Source organism: Nocardia sp. NPDC087230, assembly GCF_044744725.1.
Classification (GTDB): Bacteria; Actinomycetota; Actinomycetes; order Mycobacteriales; family Mycobacteriaceae; genus Nocardia; species Nocardia canadensis.
Genome location: NZ_JBIUYV010000006.1, coordinates 254663 through 276943 on the forward strand (window position 1 = coordinate 254663; position 22281 = coordinate 276943).

Consider the following 22281-nt stretch of genomic DNA (forward strand, 5'->3'; position numbering starts at 1 on the left):
GCGCCGCCAACGCTCCGCCTTGTCGCGATCCCGCTGGGCCGCTGGTCCCGCAGACCTTTCCGAGCTCCCCGGGTCCAGCGGTCGGCGCGGGGGCAGGCGAACGACGAGTGCGATCGAGCCGGTTCGGGGGCCGCCACAGTCCGCGCCCGGCCGCCTGGCCAGAATGGCCGCACTCGTCCGCGCGACCGCCCACGCGGACGAGTCCGGGTGATCGAAGTCGTCAACCGGATGCAGGCGTCTTCGACGCGCTGCAGGCCGGTGCCGGCGCTGCGGGTCACCCGCGGCCTCCTCGGGCAGTTCACCGCGGAGCGCCGGCTGCCGCGCCCGCGGATCGGCTGTCGGTGCTCACCCGACCGTGAACGCGAGGTCCTCGCCCTGGTCGGCCGGAGCATGAGCAACGACGAGATCGGGGCGGCGATGTTCCTCAGTCCGCCACCGCCCGCACCCACGTCGGTCGCGCGATGACGAAACTCGATGCCCGGGACCGCGCCCAGCTCGTGCTCGCCGACCAGACCGGACTGACGACCCCCCGAACGGTGATCGGCGCTTTCGGCCGGTCGCTAAGGTGAGTCGGTGCAGCGGATTCTGATCGCCGGGATCTCAGGGGCGGGGAAACCGACATTGGCGGGCGTGCTTGCCGAGCGGCTCGGGATACCCCGGCGGGAACTGGATGCGTTGCATCACGGGCCGGGATGGGTGAAGCGGCCGGAGTTCGAAGTAGAGGTCGAGGGGTTCACCGCGGGTCCGCGGTGGGTGACCGAAGACCAGTATCGCCGATGGCTGGGCGATCTGCTGTGGACGAGGGCCGATACCGTTGTGTGGCTGGACCTTCCGAAGCGGACGGTGATGCGGCGGGTCCTGTGGCGTTCGTTCACGCGCGCGATCACCGGGCGGGAATTGTGGAACGGTAATCGCGAATCGTTCCGCAACTGGCCGGCTCGGGACCACCCCATTCGGTGGGCGTGGGACCAGTACGAGGCCCGGCGACTGCGCACCGAGGAGCTGATCGCCCGCTTCCCCGAGGTGACCGTGGTGCACCTGACATCGGCCGCCGATGCGCGACGCTGGGTCCGCGGCCTGGGGTCGTGACGACGGAAACGTTCTCGACCCGTGCTGCGCGGTCTCCCGAGGCCCTGCTCGGCGGTCGTGACAGCGTGAAGACCGCTCTCCCCTCGAGCCGCCTCCGCGCACACGACTCCCACCGACCTGCCGAGTGGTCGGTCGGTGGGGCTGTTCGCCCTCGAGGCGCCGCGGCTCGGCACGGCGGCGCGGGGCTGACGCGGCAGCGGCACCGATCAGCTCCGGACGCGGTCGAACTGGAGGTGCAGTTCGCGGGGCGCGCCGACGCTGATGCCTACCGAGCGAGCGATCTGGGTGCCGGGGGCGAGGCGGAAACCGGTGAGGCGGTCCAGGAGGCGGGTGATGCCGATGTCGAGTTGCATGCGGGCGAAGTGGCGGCCGACGCAGCGATGGATGCCGATGCCAAAGGCCAAGTGCGGGTTGTGGTTACGGTCGAAGTCGAGCTGTTCGGGATTGTCGAAGCGGACGGTGTCACGGTTGGCGGAGCGCCAGTGCACCGCGATCCGATCGCCCTTCACCAGGGGGACGCCGAGCAGGTCGTTGTCCTCGGCCACTACTCTGCCCATGACGCTCACGGTCGAGGTGTAGCGCAGGATTTCGTCGAGATCGCGTGTCGCCCAGTCGGGTTCGCGCAGTCGCGCTTCCAGGCCGGGCATTTCGGTGAGATATTCGGCGATATAGGCCAGGGCGCCGCGGGTGGTGTCCAGACCGCCCAGCAGGAGCACGGTGACGACTCCGAGCCGTTCTTCCATGGTGAGTGGACGGCCCCCCTCGACCGTGGCATCGACGATGGATTGCAGCAGGTCATCGCGGGGTGCCGCGGCCCGCTCCGCCATGAGTTCGGCGGCCAATCCCGCGACAGCGGCGAAACTTTCGGGTGTGTTCTGCACCGAGACCTGGGTGACGGCATCGACCGCGCGGGCCAGCCGCTCCTCGTTGTCGTCGTCGAGCACGATCTTGGCCAGTGCGCCCGCGGTGAACGGGATGGCGAACTCGCTCACGAATTCGACCTGCCCGCGATCGGCGAATCGGTCGATGAGTTCGTCGGCAAGCTGCCGCAGCACGGGTTCGTACCGGCGCAGTGCGGGCTTGGCGAACGGGCCGTTCAGAAACGCCCGGAAGTCGTGGTGCAGTGGCGGATCCACGTCGATGGGCGGCAGCGCGACCGGGACCGTCGTCAGTCCGGGCATGGCCGAACTGAAGATCTTGGGATGCGCGGCAACCGTGACCAGATCCTCGTACCGCGTCACCACATGCATGCCACCGCCGAATCCGGTGTGCACGACCGGACAGTGCTCGCGCGCCCACGCCAGCTCCTCGTCCAGCTGCGCGCAGTGCCCCTCGTCGAACCAGTCGAGATGATCGAAAAACCCTTGGCGACTGACGTTCACGGCCAACCCTTCCCACCCCGAAGCAGCAACCCCACCGATGGTCCGCCCGCACGGTCACCGCGTCAACCCTCGGGTGCGCCGGTCAGAGCGCCTGGGAGTGGAAGACGCGCTCGATCAGGCCCCGCGACGGTCGATCCAACGGTTTTCCGCCCGTATCGAAGCCGGGAACGGGGTTGCCGCTGAATCCACCGATGAGTTCGCTGTTCCCGTCGGCCGCGGTGGCCCAGACCTCGGTGTCGGCAGGCCGCCAGAGGACCACCCCGTCGGGATAGTGGGTCAGTTCGGCCAGCATCGCGTCGGGCCACGGAAGACCCGGACGACCTTGCCCTCCGCGGGAAACCCGTAGGCCATCCCCTCCGGCTCGACCATGACGACGAACCGATGACTGTCGGGCCGAGCCGACATCGCGAGCTGGAACTCCATCCACCGATCATGCCGCGGTCGAGGCGAGTCGAGGGCAATCACGGGGGGCCGCTCGACTCGCGGCGCGTGGATCGGTGAAAGCTTGGCCGCGATAGGAGCTTTAGGGTCGCTGACCCTGGACAGAGTGGACGCCCCGAGACTGGGAGCATGCTGGGTGGGCCGCGATGAGCACCGGAGTCGATGTCGACGCGCGAACCGGGGCCGGGCCGCGGAATCTGACCGTCGCCCACCTGCTCGTCCTCACCATCGGCACCTTCACCCTGGGGGTGGACGGTTACGTGCTGGCGGGGCTGATCCCGGAGGTCGCCGCCGATCTGCACGTCTCGATCAGCACGGCGGGACAGCTGACCGCGCTGTTCGCGGTCGGGTACGCGGTGGGGTCGCCGGTGATCGCCGCGCTGACGGGTAGCTGGGATCGCCGAGTGCTGCTGGCGGGTGGAATGGTGGTGTTCGTCGCCGGGCTGGTGGTGCAGGCCGCGGGACCGAATTTCGCGACGGTGGCCGCCGGACGCGTGGTCGCGGCATTGGGGGCGGCCGCATATCAGGCGAACGCCTTCAGCACCGCGGGTCTGCTGAGTGACGACGCGCATCGCGCCCGGTCGCTGGCCATCGTCTCCGGCGGTGGTTCGCTCGCGCTGGTGGCGGGGCTCCCCTTCGGGATCCTGCTAGGCCAGGCCTGGGGGTGGCGGACCGCCGTGTGGATCCTGATGGTGCCCGCGGTGATCGCCCTGTGCGCGGTGGCGTTGCTTCCGGCCGCGCACGCGCCGAGACTGTCGCTGCGCGATCGGCTGCGGGTGCTGACCGATGCGCGGGTGCGGGCAATCCTGCTCGGCACCGTGACGGTGATCGTGCCCGCGTTCCTGCTCATCGCCTACCTGCCCGCGGTGCTGGAGGTCTCCGGCACGCTGGTCGTGGCGGCGATGCTGGCCTTCGGCGGCGGGCAGGTCGTCGGCACCACCGTCGTAGCGCGACTCATCCGCCTGCGCGGTGCGCCGTCCACGCTGGTGCTCGGCGCGAGCGGGATGGCCGCCTGCGCGGTCCTGCTGGCCGTCGGCCGCACGAGCACGCTCGGCGCGGTCGTCGCCATGACCGGGCTCGGCGTCGCCGTGGGCATCGCGATCGTGCCGCAGCAGCACCGCTTGTTCGCCCTGGTCCCGGCGATCGCGCCGATCGCGATGGGCCTCAACGGGTCCGCGGTCTACCTCGCCGTCGCGCTCGGGACCGGCCTCGGTGGCGGCGCGCTGGCCCTGGTCGGGGCGAGCGCGCTGGCTCCCACCGCGGCCGTTCTCGGTCTGCTCGCTGTCACCGTCGGCCTCGCGGTCCGCCCCGAAGGACAAGGGTCGGCCGGAAACACTCGTGGTGTTCGGAGAGCGAAATGACCGGAATTGTGGGGCGACCGAGGCGCTTGTCGGGCTCGCATTACGATCACTGAGGACACAGCCCCTCACGAACAGGATCCTCATGGCGCGCAAAGTCGTTGTCACCCTCGTCGATGATTTCGACGGCGCATCCGCCGCCGATGAGACCGTCTCGTTCGGCATCGACGGCGCGAGCTACGAGATCGACCTGTCCGAGACGAACGCGGCCAAGCTCCGCGATCTGTTCGATCAGTGGATCCCGGCGGCCCGCCGCACCGGGCGCGTCAAGACGAGCGGTCGCCGGTCCGAGGTGAGCGGTACGGCCGCCGCGCCCGCGCGGCGCAACGACCTGACCGCGATCAGGACCTGGGCCAGCAACAACGGCCACACGGTCTCGGCGCGCGGCCGGATCGCCGCCGACATCATCGCCGCGTACGAAGAGGCGAACGCCTAGAACACACCGCGGCCCGAAGGCCCCACCGGTTCCGATCGACAGTCGGATCTCACGTTTTCCCGATGCGCAACGTCTTCACGGTGTCAGCGAAAGGAAAGCAGATGAATACTCGACACCTCGTTGTCGATGCCGGTGTCCTCGGGCCGATCACCCTCGTCGCGTCCGGCGCCGCCGTGACGGGCTTGTACTTCCGTCGCCACGTGCGCGGGCCCGCGGCCGAGACCTTCGGGCGCGCGGTATCCGGGACCGAGGACGAACTCCTGTCCGAGGCGGCCGCGCAGGTGCTGGACTATCTCGCGGGTCGCCGTCGGAACTTCGAGCTGCCCCTGCACGCGACCGGTGACGAGTTCCGACAGGACGTGTGGCGGATCGTGGCCGAGATCCCCTTCGGCGAGCGCACCAGTTACGGCCGGATCGCCGAGCGGCTCGGCGATCGCCGGCTCGCCCAGGCGGTCGGCAAGGCCGTGGGCGCCAATCCGCTGTGCCTGTTCGTGCCCTGCCACCGGGTCGTCGGCGCGGACGGGTCGCTGACCGGCTACGCGGGCGGCCTCGCGCGCAAACGAGCTCTGCTCGACCTCGAGGAACCGGCCGCGGTCGGCGCCGGTCGCCTGTTCTGACCGGGGTGCCCGTGAAGCAGCCTTTCGAGCAGGTCGTCACCCGGCACGGGCCCACCGTGCTGCGGGTGTGCCGGGTCGTCCTCGGCGTCCACGACGCCGAAGACGCCTGGTCGGAGACGTTCCTGGCCGCGATGCGCGCCTACCCGGACCTGCCCGAGGACGCGAATGTCGAAGCGTGGCTGGTGCGCATCGCCCATCGCAAGGCGATCGATGTGGTGCGCGCGGCCACCCGCCACCCACTGCCCGTGGACCGGCTGCCCGACGCGCCGAGCCCCGTCGTCGACCCCGAGGACACCGAGCTGTGGACCGCGGTGGGCGGATTGCCCACCAAACAGCGCCAGGCGATCGCCTACCGCTATGTCGCGGGGTTGTCCTACGCCGAAATCGCCGAGGTCCTCGGCGGCAGTGTCGATGCCGCCCGGCGAGCCGCGGCCGACGCGGTGAAGACCTTGCGCAAGACCTACCCGGGCGCGAACCCGGAAGGAGCACCATCATGAGCGATACCCGTCGCGATGACGACATCGTCGCCGCACTGTCGGCGCCCGTGGACGCCGACGTGCTGTCGCGCCTGCATCGGCGGCTCGAACAGCGGGCCGACGCCGCCGGCCTCGTCGACGTCGCCTACACCACCATCGACTCCCCCGTCGGCGAGCTACTGCTGGCCGCGACCCCGCGCGGCCTGGTGCGGGTGGCCTATGCCGGCGAGGACCACGACCGGGTCCTCGCGGTGCTGGCACAGAAACTGAGCCCGCGCATCCTGCGGGCCCCCCGCCGGCTCGACGACGCCGCGCGCGAACTCGGCGAATACTTCGACCGCCGCCGCCGGGTCTTCGATCTGCCCCTGGATCTGTCGTTGTCGCACGGCTTCCGGCAGCTGGTGCAGCGCCATCTGCCCGAGATCGAGTACGGCCACACCCGCAGCTACCGCGAGGTCGCCGAACTCGTCGGCAACCCGAAGGCCGTGCGCGCGGTCGGTACGGCGTGCGCGACCAACCCCCTGCCCGTGGTCGTGCCCTGCCATCGGGTGCTGCGGGCCGACGGCAGCCTCGGCGGCTACATCGGTGGCGCACAAGCCAAGACGACACTGCTCGAACTGGAGGCCGCGTGACCGCCGCGAGCCGACGCACCGATCGGTGGCGCGAGCGCGTGGACGCCGGCGATTGGACGGCGATCACGGCCGAGCTCGACGAGTTCGGCGGCGCGCTGCTGCCCGAGCTGCTCACCGCCGGCGAGACCGCGCGGATCCGAAACCTCTACCCCCACGACGAGCTGTTCCGCAGCACCGTCGACATGGGCCGGCATCGTTTCGGGCAGGGGCAGTACCGGTATCTGCGCGCGCCCTACCCGGAGCCCGTCGAACGCCTCAAACAGGCGCTGTACCCACACCTGCTGCCGATCGCGCGGGACTGGTGGGCCCGGCTCGGCAGGTCCGCGCCGTGGCCGGACACCCTCGACGAGTGGCTGACGATGTGTCACGCGGCGGGACAGCACAAATCCACGGCGATCCTGTTGCGCTACCAGACGGGCGACTGGAATGCCCTGCACCGGGATCTGTACGGCGACTTGGTCTTTCCGTTGCAGGTCGTCATCAACCTGAACGAACCCGGCGTCGATCACACCGGCGGGGAGTTCCTGCTGCTCGAGCAGCGGCCCCGCGCCCAATCCCGGGGTACCGCAACGCTGTTGCCGCGTGGACACGGCTACGTGTTCACCACCCGCGATCGTCCCGTCCGCTCCGCGCGCGGCTGGTCGGCCGCCCCGGTCCGGCACGGAGTGTCGGTTGTCCGTTCCGGACATCGGACGACCTTGGCGCTGGTCTTCCACGACGCGGCATGAGCACCCCGCTACCGTACGTGCTGCTCGACCGCGACGGCCGCCCCTTTCGGTCCGCGAGCGCGGGCCGCTGGGGTGGCCATCGGCGGTCGAAGATCTACGGCCGCTTGGACTGCCCGTCGGCGCGGCGGGCGATCGCGCGCGGCGGTTACGTCTGCCACCGGGTGTTCTTCGCCGACGAGACCACCGCCGTCGCCGCGGGCTACCGACCGTGTGCGGTGTGCTGTCCCGACCGCTACCGGGCGTGGCGCAACGCCCGGCGCTGACCGATCACCCGAGATCGAACAGGTTGGGCTGCCCCGCGCGGAAGCGGGCGGCATCGGCCAGGCGCAACGGTTCGAACGCCGGAATCGACTCCCGGGTGAACAACCGCGCGGGCGTGGCCGCCGAGCCCGCCGCGGCGAGCAGCGCGTTGGCGGCGCTGCGGCCCGCTTCGTTCGCGCCCTCCATGGTGGCCAGGTCGAAGTTGGTCTGCACGTAGTCGGCGGCCAGGAACAGGTTGGGGACGCGGGTCCGCGCGGTCGGCCGGTTGTCCCAGGAGCCGATCGTGTTCACCAGCAGCGGTTCGTCATTGGTGTTCTCGCTGCCGGTCCACACGATGCCGGGATCGATCATCCATGCCCGGACGATGCCGTCGGGCAACTGGATCCGGCCGTCGTCGTTGAGCGCGGCGGTCAACTGGGCCCAGGTCTCCTGGTAGATCTCCTCGTGGGTGCAGTATTTCGCGGGTTTGCCGAACAGGATGCCCGGGGTGTCCCAGTCGGCGATGTCGATGGTGAGGCCGTCGGCGACGGCGCCGTCACCGTAGACGGCGGGATAGTCGACGTCCCAGAACGCGCGCTGGGTGTAGGAGGTCAGCCGCCACGGCGCGTCGAGGTAGATGTTGTAGCCCTTGCCGAGGTCGAGTTGCTCGCTGACGAACATCTGCATGCCGTTCATCCAGTCCAGGTTCAGCGCGTCCATCCGGCCCAGCGCCGGATCCAGCTCCCGCAGTTCGGGTGTCCAGAGCGCGCGGGCCCGGTCGGTCGGCACGGCGCACACGTACCAGTCGGCCTCGATCCGCGTCGACCCGCCATGCGCACCGCGGATCCGGGCACCACCGATCCGGCCGTCCGCGACCACGAGTTCCTCGAGCGCTTCCCCCGGCCGGAACCGCACCCCCATGTCTTCGAGCAGCGCGATCCACGGATCCAGCCAGGCCTGGTTGGTCGGCCCGTTGAGCACCTCGTAGACCTTCGGCCCGCCGGTGAGCTCGCGCATCAGCGCGATGAAGAACCCCTCCATCATGTTGCCCATGGTGCGGGTGCTGGCCACGTACTCTTTGGCGGCGACCAGCGCCCGCGTCAGGCCGGTCGCGGCGAGCGCCTGGAACTGCGCGGACCTGGTGCCCGCGCCGATGAAATCCCACCAGCTGACGTGCTCCCACTGCCCGAAGCGACGTTCCTCGCTCGAGGTCAGGTAGGTGACCACCCGCCCCGCCATGTGGATGGCCTCGGGCAGCGGGACGAGATCGTTCTTCATGAACACCTCGGTCAGAATCCGTTGCAGTCCCCTCGGTGTGAGCGCTTCGGCCGGATCGAAGTAGAAGCCGAACATCAGCGGGAAGCCGTCGGGCAGGTTGCCCGAACGCGGGTAGCGCGGATCGGTGACCGAGAACGGAATCAGGTTGTCGTAGACGGTCTTGCGCGTTCCCGGTACCGGGATGCGGCGCATGGTGTCGTGGACGTGGTGATAGAACGAGGTGAACCCACGCGCGCCGTGTTCGCCCGGCAGGGCCGCCCGGCCCCCGGCTCCGGTGCCCGCCATCGGGATCGTGCGCGACTTTCCGCCGAGTTCCTTGCGGTCGTAGACCGTCACCGCGAAGCCGCGTTCGGCCAGTTCGTGCGCCGCGGTCAAGCCCCCGATCCCCGCGCCGAAGATCGCGACGGTGGTGCCCGCCGGACCGTTGCGCCTGCGTGGACTCGCCTGCGCGGTACCGGCCGCCAGCCCTGCGCTCGCAGCCGCCGCGGCGGCACCGCGCAGCACCGTACGACGGCTGACCAGGTGGTTCTGATGTCGAGCTGCCATTGATCGACCCCGTTCTCAATCTGACGATCGCGATCGTCACATGCTGACACAGAGTCGGCGCGCATGGGAGACAATGCCGACATGACGATCACGGTGACGCGGTGAGCACCCCGGCCCGGCCGGGCCGCACCTACGGTGGCATGGGCGCCCAGGAGCGGGCCGCCGCCCGACGCGAGAAGCTGCTCGCCGCCGGGCTCACGCTGTTCGGCACCCACGGCTACGCCGCGACCGGCGTGAAGGACCTGTGCCGCGAGGCCGGGCTCACCGACCGCTACTTCTACGAATCCTTCAGCGGCACCAGGGATTTGTTCGCCGCGGTCTTCGACCGTGTCATCGACGAGCTGTACCGCGCGGTGTCGGCGGCCGTCGCCGCGACCCCCGCGCGGGGCACCGACAAGCTGCGCGCCGGCATCGGCACCTATCTCACCGCCCTGGATCGCGATCCACGCACACTCCGGGTCGTCTTCGTCGAACCGGCGGGGGCGGGCGCCGAAGACCGTATGCGCGAGGCACTGTGGCGTTTCGCCCGGCTGGTCGCGGCGACCGGCACGAGTGCCCGGCCCGAGGAGCACCCGGCCGCCGAGGTGATGGACATCTTCGCGCTCTCGGTGGTCGGCACGCTGGAGCGGGTCATCGTCGAGAAGCACAGCGGACGGCTGGAGGTTCCGATCGCGGACCTGATCGACTACTGCGCCGCCTTCGCCGCGACGTCCCTGCGGGCGATCTACAGCGGCCGGATCGCCGTGCCCGGCACCGCGGGCGGTGAGGATCGGCCGCGCTGAGAGCTCGCCCCGGACTCAGCCCGCCAGTCCCTCCGGATCGACCAGCAGCCGCTTGAGTACCTTGCCGGTCTCCCCGCGCGGCAGCGAGTTGAGGAAGGTGACATCGCGCGGCACGGAGAAGCGGCTGAGCCGGTTGCGCACGTAGGTGCGCACCATGTCCGAATCGAGGCCGGAGCCCTCGTGTTTGACCAGGAACGCGGCCAACCGCTGCCCGAACTCACGATCCGGCACACCCACCACCGCGACATCGCTGACCTGCGGCAGGTACGACAGTGCCTCCTCGACCGGGCGCGGGAAGACGTTCTCGCCGCCGGAGATGATCATCTCGTCGTCGCGCCCGGCCACGAACAGCCTGCCTTCGGCGTCGAGATAGCCCAGGTCACCGGTGTCGAGCATGCCGTCGGACTCCTCCGGCGGGGTATCGCTGACATAGCCGTCGAACAGCATGTGGTTGCCGACGAAGATCCGCCCGATCATGCCGATCGGTACCGGCGCGCGATCGGGGTCGAGAACGGCGATGCGGGTGCCCAGCGGCGGCCGACCGGCCGTGGTGGGTGCGGCCCGCAGGTCCTCGGGGCCTGCCACGCTGGCCCAAGAGACCTCGGTCGAGCCGTAGAGGTTGTACAGGACGTCGCCGTAGTCGGTCAGGAAGCGGTCCACCGTGATCGCCGCCAGCGGCGCGCCACAGCTGATCACGTGCCGCAGGCTGCTCAGGTCGTAGCGGGCGCGGACCGCCTCGGGCAGGTCGACCATGCGCTGCACCATGGTCGGCACCGCGATCAGCGTCTGGACCCGGTGTTCGGCGATGCGGCGCAGACAATCCTCGGCGTCGAAGCCCTGGGTCAGCACCACGGTCGCGCGGACGGCGGTGCTCAGTTGCAGCGCGGACAGTCCCCACGTATGGAACAGCGGCGCGGGGATCATCATCGTGCTGCCCACGTGGATCGGAATCCGCGACAGCAGCGCGACGAGGGTGTCGAAGCCCTTCGCGTGCGGACGGCGCGCGCCCTTGGGGGTGCCGCTGGTGCCCGAGGTGAGCACGATCTGCCTGCCGGGCACCGTCGGCACCGGAAACTTGGTGCGGCGCAGAGCGATCAGGTCCTCGATGGAGGTCCGGCCCGGGTGCGCGGGTACGTCGTCGGTGACGAAGCGGGGCAGATCGCGGTGCAGGTACTGCACGAGATGGGCCAAGCCGGTGTCGACGAACAGTGCCGAGAGACGGTGCCGCTGCACGATCTCCTCGATGCGCCGTCCGGACAACCCGGCATTGAGCAGCGCCACGTCGACACCGAGCTTCCCGGCGGCGACCATGGTTTCGACCATGCCGCAATGGTTTCCGGCCAGCAGGCCGACCGCGTCGCCCGCGCGCAGGCCGACCTCGTACATCGCGCCCGCCAGCGCGGTCGTGCGCTTGTCGGTCTCGGCGAAGGTCACGGTGCTGACGTCGTCGAGCAGCGCGAGCTGGTCGGGGCTGTGCGCGGCGCCCGCGGCGTAGCCGCCCGCCAGATTGAATCCCCACCGGTACAGCGACCGCAGTTGCCGGGCCGAGGTCAGCGGCGGGGCGACCAGGCCAGAGTTCACCCACCACCGCGCGATTTCGGTGGTGCGCCGGATCGGGGCCCGGTCGCCGTTGGCCACCACCGAGGTCCGCGCCCCGCGCACCAGGTCGGCCGCCCGGCGCAGACCGTCTTTGACCCAACCGATGACGGTGGCATTGGTCGCGCCTTTCAGCGCCGGATGCAGGCGGGGTGCGGCGAACACGGTCACGCTCACCGAGGTGCGGTCCTCGGCGCCGGTGAGCCGCACCATGGCGAAGCTGCCGGTCTCCGGATTGTGCAGTTCGAAGCTCTCGTACCAGCGGCCGATCGTCAGGGCCAGGCCGACGGTCCGGACGCCGAGGGCCGCGTCGCCGATCCTGACCTGCCAGACGGTGCCGCCGTCGGGGTGCAGAATCCGCTCGCACCCACCGATTCCGGTCCACAGGCGCGGATAGCTCTGCGGCTCCAGCAGCACATCCCACAGCGGCCGACGCGGGACGGCGAAGTCCACGACCACATCGACGACGTCACTCGGCATTTCTTCGCGCTTTCGCCGGCCCGGCCACACTGCCGGGAAGTGCCTCGTCGCCGCGGCCCCCGTGCCACGGCGGTGCCCGGTCGGCAGGCACTGCACCAGAACCCATCGTGGCGCGCCCGCTCGTGGGCGAATGGAAGATCTACGGATTCTTGCGACCCTACGAAACCAGACCGGTCGCGTTGGTGACAGTGACCAAACTTTCGTGGGCCGCGCGAGCGATTCCGGTCACCGTGGTGCGCGGGCCTCGATGAGATAGCGGGCGAGCCTAGCCCACGCCCGACTTCGGCCCGTGCCATCCAGCGGGACAACCGGGGTGGAAAGCGGCCGCGACCCGGCATGCTGCTGACAGTCCCCGCCAGTGGAGGTGCCGAGATGGATGCGAACGATACCGAGCCGCCGCCGGGTGAGCTCGCCGCCGGACTCGCCGATCCGGCGTTGCTCGAGGTGGAGCTGTCGGAGGATCAGACGGAACAGCCGAGCCCGCACCGCGCGGATATCGCGACCATGCTGCTCGACCGGCTCGGCGATCAGCGTCTCGGCCTGCGCACCCGCGACGCCGACTGGACCTGGGACGCGGTCGTCCGCGAGTCGGCCGCCCGTGCCGAACTGGCCCGCGCCCTGCGCCGCGCGGGTCCGTTCCACCTCGGCGTGCTGCTCGACAACGTGCCCGATTTCGTCTTCTGGCTGGGCGCGGCGGCCCTGGCGGGCGCCACCGTCGCCGGGCTCAATCCGACCCGCGGCAATGCCCAGCTGGCCGAGGACATCCGGTACGTCGACTGTCAGCTGATCGTCACCGACGCGGCGGGGATGACCCGACTGCGGCAGCTCGATCACGGCCTCACCGAGGACCGGTTCCTGCTGGTCGACAGCCCGGACTACGCCGACCGCGTCACTGCCCACCGGGTCGAGCCCACGGCGCTGGGCGGGCCGACGGATCTGCTGCTGCTGTTGTTCACCTCCGGCACCACCGGGACCTCGAAGGCGGTGCGGTGCACCCAGCGCCGTCTCGCGGCGGTCGGGTACGCGGCGGCGGCGAAGTTCGGGCATGTCCGTGACGACGTGGACTACTGCTGCATGCCGCTGTTCCACGGCAATGCCATCATGGCGCTGTGGGCGCCCGCGCTGACGGTCGGCGCGACGGTCTGCCTGACCCCGAAATTCTCGGCGTCGCAGTTCCTTCCGGATGTGCGGTACTTCGGCGCGACCTTCTTCACCTATGTCGGCAAGGCGCTGGGCTACCTGCTCGCGACACCCGAAACCGCGCTGGACGCCGACAATGCGCTGGTTCGCGGTTTCGGGACCGAGGCGTCGGTGGCCGACCAGCGCGAGTTCCGGCGCCGCTTCCGCGCGGAACTGCACGAGGGCTACGGCTCCAGCGAGGGACCGAGCCTGGCGGCGCTGGATCCGGCCGCACCGCCGGCCGCGCTCGGCAGACCCGCGCGTCCCGGTGTCGCGGTGGTGGACCCGGACACGCTGCGCGAGTGCGCGCGGGCCGAGCTCGACGAGTACGGCCGGGTCCGCAATCCCGACGAGGCCATCGGGGAGATGATCGACAAGGCGGGCGCGCTCGTCTTCGAGGGCTACTACAAGAACGAGGCCGCCGACGCCGACCGGATCCGCAACGGCTGGTACTGGACCGGCGATCTCGGCTACATCGACACCGACGGATTCCTGTACTTCGCGGGCCGCAAAGGTGATTGGCTGCGGGTCGACGGCGAGAACACCTCGACGCTGCTGATCGAACAGGTGCTGCGCCGCCACCCCGCCGTCATCGCCGCCGCGGTGTTCGGGGTGCCCGATCCGCGCTCCGGCGATCAGGTCATGGCCGCGGTCGAAGTCGCCGATCCGGACCACTTCGATCTCGACGAGTTCACCGCGTTCCTCTGCGCTCAGGACGATCTCGGGTCCAAGGGCATGCCGCGATTCGTGCGGGTCTCGGCGAATCTGCCGGTGACCGGATCGAACAAGGTCCTCAAGCGCGAACTCCAGGAGCAGGCCTGGCGCACCGACGAACCGGTCCACCGGTGGGCGGGCCGCGGCCTGCCGCGCTACCACCGCATGACCGAAGCCGACAGAGCGGAACTGGCAGCCGAGTTCGCCGCCCACGGCAGGCAACGCCTGCTGTGAACGGGCGCCGAAAACCGCTGGCGTGCTGTGCTTCAATGGGCTGGTGACGATGACAGCGCAGGAGTGGTGGCCGCGATAGCGGCCGTCATCGACTGTGCGTGCGGCCGCCCTCCGAGCGGCCGCATCCCGTCCTCGCGTCGGACCCGCGCTCCGCGCCGGTCGGCGGCCCCGACGAGAACGGGGTACCGGCCATGACTTCCGACGACACCAGCGATCAGCCGTTCGGCGGCTTCCTGATCAGCTCTCGCTCGCTGAGCGAATATCGGTCGATGTTCGCCCTCACCGACGCCGACCTGCGCCGCCGCCTCCTGGACTGTCCGGGCGGCGCGGCCGGGTTCACCGCCGAGGTCCGCGGGCTCGGCGGGGACGTGACGGCCTGCGACCTGGCCTACGAAGACGACGGCACGACCGCGGTCGCCGCCACCGCAGTCAGCGAGGCCGTGCGCGGCAACGACTACGTCCGCGCGCATCCGGAGCAGTTCCGGTGGACGTTCTTCGCCGACCCGGCCGAGCACCTGACAGTCCGGCAGCGCGCGGCGGAGTTGTTCGGCGCGCACAGCCGGGCCGAACCGGACCGTTACGTGGCGGGCCGGCTGCCCGATCTGCCCTTCGGCGACAACGCCTTCGACCTCGTGCTCAGCTCGCACCTGCTGTTCAGCTACGCCGCCGACCTGGACTACGAGTTCCACCTCGCCGCGATCGGCGAACTTCTCCGGGTGGGCGCCGAGGCACGGATCTTCCCGCTGCTCCCGATCGCGACCGAACAGCGCTACCGCGATCTCGACCGGCTCCGCGCGGATCTGCGCGAGCGCGGGGTCCGGACACGGATCGTCGACGTCGGATACGAATTCCAGGCGGGCGCCGATCAGATGCTGGTGTGCCGCCGCGCTGTTCGACGCTGAGTGCGGCTAGCCGTCGACGCGGACGACCGGCGGGCCCGCGGTCCAGCCGCCGTCGACGGCCAGCTCGGCGCCGGTCGTGTATGAGGCGGCGTCGCTGAGCAGGTAGGTGACGGCACCGGCCAGTTCCTCGGGACGGCCCACCCGGCCCAGCGGGGCGTTCGGGAAACCGCCGTCCGCGAGGCCGATGCCGGTCGGCGCGGTCATCGGGGTGAGCACCATGCCGGGGTGGACCGAGTTCACCCGGATCCGGTCGCTCGCGAGTTCGATCGCGGCCACCTTGGTCAGCCCGCGCACGCCCCACTTGGCCGCGCCGTAGGCGCCCGTATGCGCCAGGCCGACGAGTCCGGCGGCCGAGGAGATGTTGACGATCGAGCCGCCACCGGCCGCCCGCAGTGCGGGCACCACCGCGTGGATGCCCATGTTGACCGAGACCAGGTTCACCTGGATCACCCGCTGGAAGGTCTCCAACGGCTCGTCGACCAGCGGAACGCCCGAGGCGGTCACTCCGGCGTTGTTGACCAGCCCGGTCAGCGCGCCGAACGCCTCCACCGCGGTATCGACCGCATGCTGCCACGAGGCCGGGTCGGTGACGTCGAGGTGCACGAAGCGGGCGCGCTCCCCCAGGTCCGCCGCGACGGCGGCACCGTCGGCGTCCAGCAGGTCACCGATCACGACGCTGCCGCCCGCGGCGACGATTCCGTGCGCGAAGGCGGCGCCCAGACCGCGCGCACCACCGGTGACCAGCACTACCTTGCCCGAAAGATCCATCACTGTTCCATTTCTTCTCGAATGCCGAAGACCGCGCCGCCGCCGAAGGCCGCGCGATGCGAGACCGGTTGTCCACCGTCGATGTCGGTGATGCCGTAGTCGAGCGCCGCCTCGGCCGTGATCACCGTGGCGCCGCTGCGGTCGCCGATCGACGGATCGGTGGCCAGTGCCAGCACGACCCGCCCGACGAATTCGGGCGTCTCCGCGCCGGCGATCGGGAAACCCTCGATGTCCTCGACGCCGAGGGCCAGCACCTGCTCGGTGCGCACGATGCCGGGCCACAGCGACAGGGTGCTCACGCCGGTGCCGCGCAGTTCCACCGCCATATCGGCGGCCATCTTGTCCAGGCCCGCCTTCGACATCCCGTACAGCACCGAATGCAGGTAGCCGCGGGTGCCGAACGAGGAGATATTGGCGATGACGCCGCTACCGCGCGCGACCATGAGTCGTGCCGCTTCGACCGCGGCGACGTAGTGCGCGCGCAGGCCGACGCCGATCAGCGAATCCCAGTCGCCGACCGGTCGACGCCAGAACGGATCGCTGAAACCGGCGAAACCGTCGGGATTGGCCCAGACATTGTTGACCAGCAGATCGAGGCCGTCTTGTTCGCCGGCGATGCGGGCGAAGACGGCGGCGATCTGCGCATCGTCGCGGTGATCGCAGCGCACGGCGATGCCGGTGCCGCCACGGGCACTCACCTCGGCGGCGGCCACCTCCAGCGGACCGCCGTCACCGGCGCTGCCCCGGCCGGTCAGGTAGACGGTCCAGCCCGCGGCGCCGAGCGCCAGCGCGATGCCTTTGCCGACGCCGCGGCTGGCACCGGTCACCAGGGCGACTCCGGGCACGACTGTGCTCGCCACGCCGTCGGAGTGCGATGTTGCTGTCATGTCGCTCACCGTAGGACCGGGTCCGCGCACCTGCCTGCGGCCCTTCCCGCTCATCGGGAACGGCGTCCGGTCCGGTTGCCTGGGGTTTCCTGCGCGCGGCCGGTGGGTAAGAAGACTCCGATACCCGCTCGCGAGACGGCGGCGGGACGCGGGTTTTCGCGATGGACACAACTGGAGACACACAGTGTTAGGTTTGCTCGGCGGCCAGCGCCGCAAGAACACGATCGAGAGTTGCCCCGGCGCCGCCACCTCGGCCGGACTGCTGCGCACAGGCGATGTCGTCCTCACTCCGCGCCGCAGCTTCCGGGTGATCAGCACGAGCTTCGTCGGTGGCGCCCATCACGCCGGACGGGTGATCGCCGACACGATCGACTTGGTCAACGGTCGGCTCCGGGTGATCGAATTCCCCAGCACCGACACCGTGGTGACCGTCCGAGCCAGCTAGCGGTTCCCACTTTTCGGCGTCGCCCTGCCCGCACTCGGGCCCGATCCACAGCATGATGGTGGGATGGCCGAGAGGGTGAGCGTATGCGCGCGTTGCTGATACTGATCGTCGTCCTGGGGATCGGACTGGTCGTCGGCGACCGGGTCGCAGTCGTGTTGGCGCAGAACGAGATCGGCCGCGCGATCGCCGCCGAGTACGACCTCGCCCAGCCACCCGAAGTCGAGATCAGGGGTGTTCCGTTCTTGACCCAGGCCATCGACGGCACCTACCGCGACATCGACATCCGCGTCGGCGACTGGCGCGGCCAGGACCTGTCCGTCCACGATCTCGATGTCGCCCTCGCCGACGTCTCCGCCCCGCTGGCCGACGTGCTCGGCAACCGCACCTCGAACCTCGTCGCCGCCACGGCGACCGCGACGGCCGTGGTCCCCTACGACGTCGTCCAGGGCTTCGCTCCCGCGGGTGTGGAGTCGATCTCCCACAGCCCCGAGGGACTGCGTGTCACCGGCACCTTCCCGGTCGCGGGCTTGTCGGTGCCCGCGACGGTCTTCGTCACCGTCGCGCCCACCGACAGCGGCATCGAAGTCACCCCGGTCTCGGTCCGCTCCACCCTCGGCGGCCCCACCGTCCCCCTCTCCCTGTTGCGCAGCACCCTCACCTTCGTCGTCCCCCTCCAGCAACTCCCCCTCGGCGCCCGCCTCACCGCCATCCAGCCCGCCGCCGACGGCCTCCACGCCACCGCCGTTGCCCACGATGTCCACTTCGCCGACCTCCCCTGATCAATTCGACGGCGAGACGTCCGACACAGGGCATCCATTGTTTTCGTTACGGAACCGATAACCCCGGTGACGATCTCCCCGGTCAGCTCGATAGGTGGCCGAGCGAGCGCGGAGCAATTTCAGGGTATTTGAAACGTTATGGGTTCGCTTATTCGGTGGGGTCGACTTATGGTCGATTACGGCGCGTCTGGACGAGCGAATGACAAACGCGTGCCGCAATCCCGTCAGGAGGGATCGTGAAATGACACCGTTGATATTCGATGTGGATACGATGACCGCCGCCCTGGAGCTCGCGGTGAAGGCGCCGTCTGTGCACAACACCCAGCCCTGGCGCTGGCAGGTCGGCGACGGGCGGATCGACCTGTTCAGCGATTCCGACCGGCAGTTGCCGGTGGAAGACCCCGACGGGCATGCCATGGTCGTCAGTTGTGGCGCGGCCCTCCATCATTTGCGCGTCGCGCTCGCCGTCACCGGGTGGTCGGCGAGTCCCGAATTCCTACCCGACCCGGATGATCCGACCCATCTGGCACGGGTGACCGTGTCGCCGCGGCCGCCCGCCGATTCCGATATTCAGCTCGCCGCCGCGATTCTGCTGCGGAAATCCGAACGTCGCCGATTCGCGCCGCTACCGATCCCGGCGGGCGCCTTGCGCGCGTTGTCCTCCTCGGTTGTCGAATTCGGGGCGGTCGCCCGGAATATCCCCGAACAGATGCTCCCCCTGCTGGCCGAGCCGATGCGAGCCGCGGCGGCACGGCACCGCACCGACGCGGCCTATCTCCGCGAACTCGCGTCCTGGAGCGGGCACACCGGTCACGACGACGGCGTGCCCTCGCACACGACGGTGCTGCCGCGGCGGACCGACGCCATCCCGCTGCGCGCCTTCCGCGACCCCGGCATCGACGACCCCGGCGAGGGCCCCGACCATGCCGGCTGGGTCGTGATCTGCACCGCGACCGACGACCGCCGGGCCCAGCTCCGAGCGGGCGAGGCGACCAGTGCCCTGCTGCTGGGCGCCACCAGCATGGGCCTGTCGACTTGCATCCAATCCGAGCCGCTGGGCATCCCCGAACTCCGTGACACCATCCGCCGCACCCTGTTGCACGACTGCGCGCACCCCCAGGTCGTGGTCCGGGTCGGCCGGATGCACCACACCGCGCCCCCGGTCTCCCCGAGCCCGCGCCGTCCGCTCGCGGAGGTGCTGGAACACCCGTCCCGCCGCGTCGCCTGACGCGAGCGCTCAGTCCACGGCGGTTCCCTCGAGTTCGACCAGCTGGCCGGGAATCGCCAGGCGGGTCACGCCGAGCATCGTGGTGGCCGGTGCCACCGCGGCCGCGCCCAGCCGGGCCGCCAGCACGCCGTAGTGCTGCAACAGCACGTCGACATCGGTCGTGTAGACGTTGAGGCGGACCAGATTCGCCAGTGACATGCCCGCCTCGGCGAGCACGGCCGCCAGATTGTCGAGGCTCAGCGCCAGCTGCGCGGCCATATCGCCGTCGTGCCGCGGCGTGCCGTCGCCGCTCATCGCCGTCTGCCCGGAGCAGTACAGGGTCCGGGTGTGCCCGGCGACGAGTTCGCCCTGGTTGAATCCCATAGCCACCGACCAAGTCACCGGGTTGACCGCAGTTCGTTCCAGTACCACTTCAGCTCCATTCGATTCGTCGAAGTACCGGCGCCCTCGGTCCGATGACCGATGTCCGTGCTGCCGTGGTGGTAACCCTCGCAAGCAATCACGACATCCTGTGTCGTGTATTCGGTAGGGTTTTCGGGTGCGCGCAGACCGGTTGGTGTCGCTGGTGTTGTTGCTGCGCCAGCGCGGTCGCCTGACCGCGACCGAGCTCGCCGACGAGCTCGAGGTGTCCACCCGCACCGTGCTGCGCGATATCGAGGCGCTGTCGTCCGCGGGCGTCCCGGTCTACGCCGAACGCGGGAGACACGGCGGTTTCGCCCTGCTTCCCGGCTTCCGGACCGAGCTCATCGGGCTGAACCACGAGGAGGCGCTGGCCCTGCTCGTCGCCGGATCACGGCGCGGCACACAGGCTTTCGGTCTCGGCTCGGCGCTGGCCTCGGCCATGCTCAAAGTTGTCGACGCACTGCCGGACACCTACCGTGATACCGCCGCCGAGGTGGCCGAGCGCCTGCTCATCGATCCGGAGACCGATCTGCTGTCGCGTCGGCTGGTCGACGACGAGGTCCCCGGCGACATCTCGGCCGAGGTCCGCCGCGCGGTGTTCGCCGGCCACAAGCTGCGCATCCACTACGCGGCGGTCGACCGGGCGCCGACCTGGCGGACGGTGGACCCGATCGGCATCGTGATCGTGCGTGACCAGGCCTATCTCCTGGCCACCAGGTCCGGCGCGGACCGCACCTACCGGCTCTCGCGGGTGCTCGCCGCCCAGGAGTTGCCCGAACCGGCACAGCGACCGGACCGGGTCGATCTGGACCGGGCCTGGCAGGAACGCAGCACCCGGTTCCGCACCGGCGGTGACCAGATCGCCGTGCTGGTCCGGGTACACCCGGCGCGCAGAGAGGAACTGGTGCGCACCGCGCTGGCCGTCCGTTCCGAAGAGCCCGACGGCGACGGGCTGCGGCTGGAGGTGACCTTCCAGGACTCGCGGCACGCCGAATGGGCGCTGTGGCAGCTCGGCACCGACGCGGAGGCGCTGGCCCCGTTGTCGTTACGTGCTTCGCTACGTGCACGCGCCACCGCCATCGCCGCCCGATACGGCGCGACAACGGCTCGGCAACCGGCCGGCGGGCCGGAGTGACCGCGCGAATCGGCCGACAGGCGAGGCGAGCCCAGCGGCACCGGAGCGCGTGGTTCATCCGTTTCGGGTGAAGCGTGCTGGTGCGCGCCTGCCTAACGTCGGCGACGAGGGGCCGATGCTGTCGACGAAAGAGGTCGGGCATGACTGCACCGCAGTACATTCGTGGCGGCTATCCCAGCCCGGACGCTGTCCGCCGCGCCTACGACGAACTGGATTACCACCGGGCGCTGGCGATGTATCGGTTCTTCCTCCCCACCGTCTCGCTGGAGGCCACGTGGCGCGAGTATCTCGCGGCGGGGGCGGTGCCGAACCGGGTGATGGCGCTGCTGGTCGGCACCCCGGATCAGTTCGCCTTCACCGCCGATTCCGATACGCCGTACGCCGGACTCACCATCGACCTGTCGGACGGACCGATGGTCGTCGACGTGCCGCCGGGCACGCTCATGGGCACCGCAAACGACCTCAACCAGCGGTGGGTACTCGATCTGGGGCTGCCCGGACCGGCGGGCGCCGAGGGCGGCAGACATCTGCTGCTGCCGCCCGGCTACGACGGGCCGATACCGGACGGCTGTTTCACCGGCACCGCGACGACCAACCGGGTGCTCGTGCTGGTGCGCGCACTGCCGCACGGCACCGAGGTCGACCCCGCGATCGAGCTCGTGAAGCAGGTGCGGGTATATCCGCTGGACGCCGACGCCGAGTCGAATCCCCTGGAGTGGGTGGATCTTTCGGAGCAGAAGGGGCTGGACTTCTCGCCGGTGCGGTGGGAGGAGACCCTCGACTACTGGCGAGTCCTGCACGAGATCCTGAACTCCGAGCCGCCCAATCCCGACTTTCACTACCAGTACGGCGAACTCGCAGCGCTCGGCATTCTGCGCGGCGCCCCGTTCGCCCCCGACCGGCGGATGACGGCCATCCTCACCGACGCGGCCCGCCGGGGTCATCTGCACCTGTGCGTGCAATCATTCGCCGATCGTCGACCGGACAAGCAGGCGTGGCCCGACAGCCGGTGGGAATGGGCTGTCCTGCGCCCGGCGAACGGCACGTTCGACGCCGCGGGCTACACCGACCTGTACGCGCGCGGGAAGTGGTTCTACCAGGCCCAGATCGTGTCACCGGCGATGCTCGCGCGCAGTCCCGGCGCCGGCTCGCTGTACTGGCTCGGCCTGCGCGACTCCGCGGGGGCCTACCTCGAGGGCGCGGGCTACTACAGTCTCACCGTCGCGCAACCGGTTCCGGCGACACTGTCCTGGTCGATCACCGCCTACGACGCGCGCACGCGCAGCCAACTGCGGAGCCCGCAGAACCGGCCGACGCTGCGCTCCCTGTACGAACTCGCCGATGTCGACACGACCGCGCCCCTGACCCTGTACTTCGGGCCGACCCCGCCACCGAACACGCCCACCGATCGCTGGATCCAAACCGTGCCGGGCACAGGCTGGTTCACCTACTTCCGCATCTACGGCCCCGACGGGCCGGCCTTCGACGGCAGCTGGCAACTGCCGGACTTCCGGCGTCACGGCTGAG

25 protein-coding genes are annotated in these 22281 nt (G+C 70.1%); 17 read left to right on the plus strand and 8 right to left on the minus strand.

Annotated elements, in window-relative coordinates; genetic code table 11:
• Window positions 1-207 precede the first annotated feature (207 nt).
• A complete protein-coding gene (locus ACIO52_RS22110; protein ID WP_402646362.1) occupies window positions 208-465 on the plus strand; it encodes a hypothetical protein in 258 nt (85 codons plus the stop codon).
• 108 nt (window positions 466-573) lie between these two features.
• A complete protein-coding gene (locus ACIO52_RS22115) occupies window positions 574-1089 on the plus strand; it encodes an AAA family ATPase (RefSeq protein ID WP_402646365.1) in 516 nt (171 codons plus the stop codon).
• 206 nt (window positions 1090-1295) lie between these two features.
• Here ACIO52_RS22115 and ACIO52_RS22120 read toward each other — a convergent pair whose 3' ends face one another.
• The 3 genes from ACIO52_RS22120 to ACIO52_RS22130 form a co-directional block, all read right to left on the minus strand.
• Window positions 1296-2471: a cytochrome P450 gene (locus tag ACIO52_RS22120; RefSeq protein ID WP_342799968.1), complete on the minus strand. Its 1176-nt coding sequence runs from the start codon at window positions 2469-2471 to the stop codon at window positions 1296-1298.
• 82 nt (window positions 2472-2553) lie between these two features.
• The gene (locus ACIO52_RS22125) at window positions 2554-2763 is read right to left on the minus strand and encodes a hypothetical protein (RefSeq protein ID WP_342799969.1); all 210 of its coding nucleotides are present in this window, start codon (window positions 2761-2763) and stop codon (window positions 2554-2556) included.
• Window positions 2748-2894 carry a hypothetical protein gene (locus ACIO52_RS22130; RefSeq protein ID WP_218721066.1) on the minus strand — a complete coding sequence of 49 codons (147 nt, stop codon included), beginning with the start codon at window positions 2892-2894 and terminating at the stop codon, window positions 2748-2750. The genes ACIO52_RS22125 and ACIO52_RS22130 overlap by 16 nt, the downstream gene beginning before the upstream one ends.
• A 164-nt stretch (window positions 2895-3058) precedes the next feature.
• Between ACIO52_RS22130 and ACIO52_RS22135 the strand changes: the two genes are divergently transcribed.
• The 7 genes from ACIO52_RS22135 (at window position 3059) to ACIO52_RS22165 (ending at window position 7422) form a co-directional block, all read left to right on the plus strand.
• On the plus strand, window positions 3059-4273 hold the full coding sequence (locus tag ACIO52_RS22135; RefSeq protein WP_402646369.1) for an MFS transporter: 1215 nt from the start codon (window positions 3059-3061) through the stop codon (window positions 4271-4273).
• 82 nt (window positions 4274-4355) lie between these two features.
• The gene (locus ACIO52_RS22140) at window positions 4356-4706 is read left to right on the plus strand and encodes an Lsr2 family protein (RefSeq protein ID WP_316574234.1); all 351 of its coding nucleotides are present in this window, start codon (window positions 4356-4358) and stop codon (window positions 4704-4706) included.
• Between the two features lie 101 nt (window positions 4707-4807).
• Window positions 4808-5323, plus strand: coding sequence for a methylated-DNA--[protein]-cysteine S-methyltransferase (locus ACIO52_RS22145; protein WP_402646372.1), 516 nt, complete (start codon window positions 4808-4810; stop codon window positions 5321-5323).
• A 5-nt stretch (window positions 5324-5328) separates the two neighbouring features.
• Window positions 5329-5820 carry an RNA polymerase sigma factor gene (locus ACIO52_RS22150; protein ID WP_374104910.1) on the plus strand — a complete coding sequence of 164 codons (492 nt, stop codon included), beginning with the start codon at window positions 5329-5331 and terminating at the stop codon, window positions 5818-5820.
• A complete protein-coding gene (locus tag ACIO52_RS22155; RefSeq protein WP_218721061.1) occupies window positions 5817-6431 on the plus strand; it encodes a methylated-DNA--[protein]-cysteine S-methyltransferase in 615 nt (204 codons plus the stop codon). The genes ACIO52_RS22150 and ACIO52_RS22155 overlap by 4 nt, the downstream gene beginning before the upstream one ends.
• Entirely contained in the window at window positions 6428-7159 is a 732-nt protein-coding gene (locus ACIO52_RS22160) for a 2OG-Fe(II) oxygenase (RefSeq protein ID WP_316574231.1), read from the plus strand. Before ACIO52_RS22155 ends, ACIO52_RS22160 begins: the two co-directional genes overlap by 4 nt.
• Complete coding sequence (locus tag ACIO52_RS22165; protein ID WP_316574230.1) at window positions 7156-7422, plus strand: Ada metal-binding domain-containing protein; 267 nt, start codon at window positions 7156-7158, stop codon at window positions 7420-7422. The genes ACIO52_RS22160 and ACIO52_RS22165 overlap by 4 nt, the downstream gene beginning before the upstream one ends.
• Window positions 7423-7426: 4 nt before the next feature.
• On the opposite strand, the gene ACIO52_RS22170 is transcribed toward ACIO52_RS22165, so the two are convergent.
• Window positions 7427-9223, minus strand: a complete 1797-nt coding sequence (locus ACIO52_RS22170; RefSeq protein ID WP_402646377.1) for an FAD-dependent oxidoreductase — start codon at window positions 9221-9223, stop codon at window positions 7427-7429.
• A 101-nt stretch (window positions 9224-9324) separates the two neighbouring features.
• Between ACIO52_RS22170 and ACIO52_RS22175 the strand changes: the two genes are divergently transcribed.
• Complete coding sequence (locus ACIO52_RS22175; RefSeq protein WP_308248637.1) at window positions 9325-10005, plus strand: TetR/AcrR family transcriptional regulator; 681 nt, start codon at window positions 9325-9327, stop codon at window positions 10003-10005.
• 15 nt (window positions 10006-10020) lie between these two features.
• On the opposite strand, the gene ACIO52_RS22180 is transcribed toward ACIO52_RS22175, so the two are convergent.
• Window positions 10021-12081 (minus strand): AMP-binding protein, encoded by a 2061-nt coding sequence (locus tag ACIO52_RS22180; protein WP_342799972.1) that lies wholly within the window; start codon window positions 12079-12081, stop codon window positions 10021-10023.
• Window positions 12082-12585: 504 nt separating this feature from the next.
• Here ACIO52_RS22180 and ACIO52_RS22185 point away from each other — a divergent pair.
• Window positions 12586-14208, plus strand: a complete 1623-nt coding sequence (locus ACIO52_RS22185; RefSeq protein ID WP_402646601.1) for an AMP-binding protein — start codon at window positions 12586-12588, stop codon at window positions 14206-14208.
• 191 nt (window positions 14209-14399) lie between these two features.
• Complete coding sequence (locus ACIO52_RS22190; RefSeq protein ID WP_402646380.1) at window positions 14400-15110, plus strand: hypothetical protein; 711 nt, start codon at window positions 14400-14402, stop codon at window positions 15108-15110.
• Window positions 15111-15116: 6 nt separating this feature from the next.
• On the opposite strand, the gene ACIO52_RS22195 is transcribed toward ACIO52_RS22190, so the two are convergent.
• Together ACIO52_RS22195 and ACIO52_RS22200 are read right to left on the minus strand one after the other, a co-directional pair.
• Complete coding sequence (locus ACIO52_RS22195; protein ID WP_218721054.1) at window positions 15117-15878, minus strand: glucose 1-dehydrogenase; 762 nt, start codon at window positions 15876-15878, stop codon at window positions 15117-15119.
• Entirely contained in the window at window positions 15878-16765 is an 888-nt protein-coding gene (locus ACIO52_RS22200) for an SDR family NAD(P)-dependent oxidoreductase (RefSeq protein WP_402646382.1), read from the minus strand. The genes ACIO52_RS22195 and ACIO52_RS22200 overlap by 1 nt, the downstream gene beginning before the upstream one ends.
• A 184-nt stretch (window positions 16766-16949) precedes the next feature.
• On the opposite strand from ACIO52_RS22200, the gene ACIO52_RS22205 reads away from it, so the two are divergent.
• From ACIO52_RS22205 to ACIO52_RS22215, 3 genes are all read left to right on the plus strand, one after another.
• The gene (locus ACIO52_RS22205) at window positions 16950-17210 is read left to right on the plus strand and encodes a hypothetical protein (protein WP_218721052.1); all 261 of its coding nucleotides are present in this window, start codon (window positions 16950-16952) and stop codon (window positions 17208-17210) included.
• A gap of 83 nt (window positions 17211-17293) precedes the next feature.
• Window positions 17294-17989 carry a DUF2993 domain-containing protein gene (locus ACIO52_RS22210; protein WP_342799975.1) on the plus strand — a complete coding sequence of 232 codons (696 nt, stop codon included), beginning with the start codon at window positions 17294-17296 and terminating at the stop codon, window positions 17987-17989.
• Window positions 17990-18230: 241 nt separating this feature from the next.
• Window positions 18231-19217 carry an Acg family FMN-binding oxidoreductase gene (locus ACIO52_RS22215; protein WP_402646386.1) on the plus strand — a complete coding sequence of 329 codons (987 nt, stop codon included), beginning with the start codon at window positions 18231-18233 and terminating at the stop codon, window positions 19215-19217.
• 9 nt (window positions 19218-19226) lie between these two features.
• Here ACIO52_RS22215 and ACIO52_RS22220 read toward each other — a convergent pair whose 3' ends face one another.
• Window positions 19227-19622 (minus strand): RidA family protein, encoded by a 396-nt coding sequence (locus ACIO52_RS22220; protein WP_218721080.1) that lies wholly within the window; start codon window positions 19620-19622, stop codon window positions 19227-19229.
• A gap of 133 nt (window positions 19623-19755) precedes the next feature.
• Here ACIO52_RS22220 and ACIO52_RS22225 point away from each other — a divergent pair, with 133 nt between their 5' ends.
• The gene (locus tag ACIO52_RS22225; protein WP_402646389.1) at window positions 19756-20754 is read left to right on the plus strand and encodes a helix-turn-helix transcriptional regulator; all 999 of its coding nucleotides are present in this window, start codon (window positions 19756-19758) and stop codon (window positions 20752-20754) included.
• Between the two features lie 140 nt (window positions 20755-20894).
• Complete coding sequence (locus ACIO52_RS22230; protein ID WP_402646392.1) at window positions 20895-22280, plus strand: DUF1214 domain-containing protein; 1386 nt, start codon at window positions 20895-20897, stop codon at window positions 22278-22280.
• The last annotated feature ends 1 nt before the right edge of the window (window position 22281 follow it).

Excerpts from the sequence above, each read along its gene's own strand:
- ACIO52_RS22125 (WP_342799969.1), bottom strand. The coding sequence starts at position 2,763 with ATGCTGGCCGAACTGACCCACTATCCCGACGGGGTGGTCCTCTGGCGG.
- ACIO52_RS22130 (WP_218721066.1), bottom strand. The coding sequence starts at position 2,894 with ATGGAGTTCCAGCTCGCGATGTCGGCTCGGCCCGACAGTCATCGGTTC.
- ACIO52_RS22135 (WP_402646369.1), top strand. The coding sequence starts at position 3,059 with ATGAGCACCGGAGTCGATGTCGACGCGCGAACCGGGGCCGGGCCGCGG.
- ACIO52_RS22140 (WP_316574234.1), top strand. The coding sequence starts at position 4,356 with ATGGCGCGCAAAGTCGTTGTCACCCTCGTCGATGATTTCGACGGCGCA.
- ACIO52_RS22145 (WP_402646372.1), top strand. The coding sequence starts at position 4,808 with ATGAATACTCGACACCTCGTTGTCGATGCCGGTGTCCTCGGGCCGATC.
- ACIO52_RS22155 (WP_218721061.1), top strand. The coding sequence starts at position 5,817 with ATGAGCGATACCCGTCGCGATGACGACATCGTCGCCGCACTGTCGGCG.
- ACIO52_RS22165 (WP_316574230.1), top strand. The coding sequence starts at position 7,156 with ATGAGCACCCCGCTACCGTACGTGCTGCTCGACCGCGACGGCCGCCCC.
- ACIO52_RS22170 (WP_402646377.1), bottom strand. The coding sequence starts at position 9,223 with ATGGCAGCTCGACATCAGAACCACCTGGTCAGCCGTCGTACGGTGCTG.
- ACIO52_RS22180 (WP_342799972.1), bottom strand. The coding sequence starts at position 12,081 with ATGCCGAGTGACGTCGTCGATGTGGTCGTGGACTTCGCCGTCCCGCGT.
- ACIO52_RS22185 (WP_402646601.1), top strand. The coding sequence starts at position 12,586 with ATGCTGCTCGACCGGCTCGGCGATCAGCGTCTCGGCCTGCGCACCCGC.
- ACIO52_RS22190 (WP_402646380.1), top strand. The coding sequence starts at position 14,400 with ATGACTTCCGACGACACCAGCGATCAGCCGTTCGGCGGCTTCCTGATC.
- ACIO52_RS22195 (WP_218721054.1), bottom strand. The coding sequence starts at position 15,878 with ATGGATCTTTCGGGCAAGGTAGTGCTGGTCACCGGTGGTGCGCGCGGT.
- ACIO52_RS22200 (WP_402646382.1), bottom strand. The coding sequence starts at position 16,765 with ATGACAGCAACATCGCACTCCGACGGCGTGGCGAGCACAGTCGTGCCC.
- ACIO52_RS22210 (WP_342799975.1), top strand. The coding sequence starts at position 17,294 with ATGCGCGCGTTGCTGATACTGATCGTCGTCCTGGGGATCGGACTGGTC.
- ACIO52_RS22215 (WP_402646386.1), top strand. The coding sequence starts at position 18,231 with ATGACACCGTTGATATTCGATGTGGATACGATGACCGCCGCCCTGGAG.
- ACIO52_RS22230 (WP_402646392.1), top strand. The coding sequence starts at position 20,895 with ATGACTGCACCGCAGTACATTCGTGGCGGCTATCCCAGCCCGGACGCT.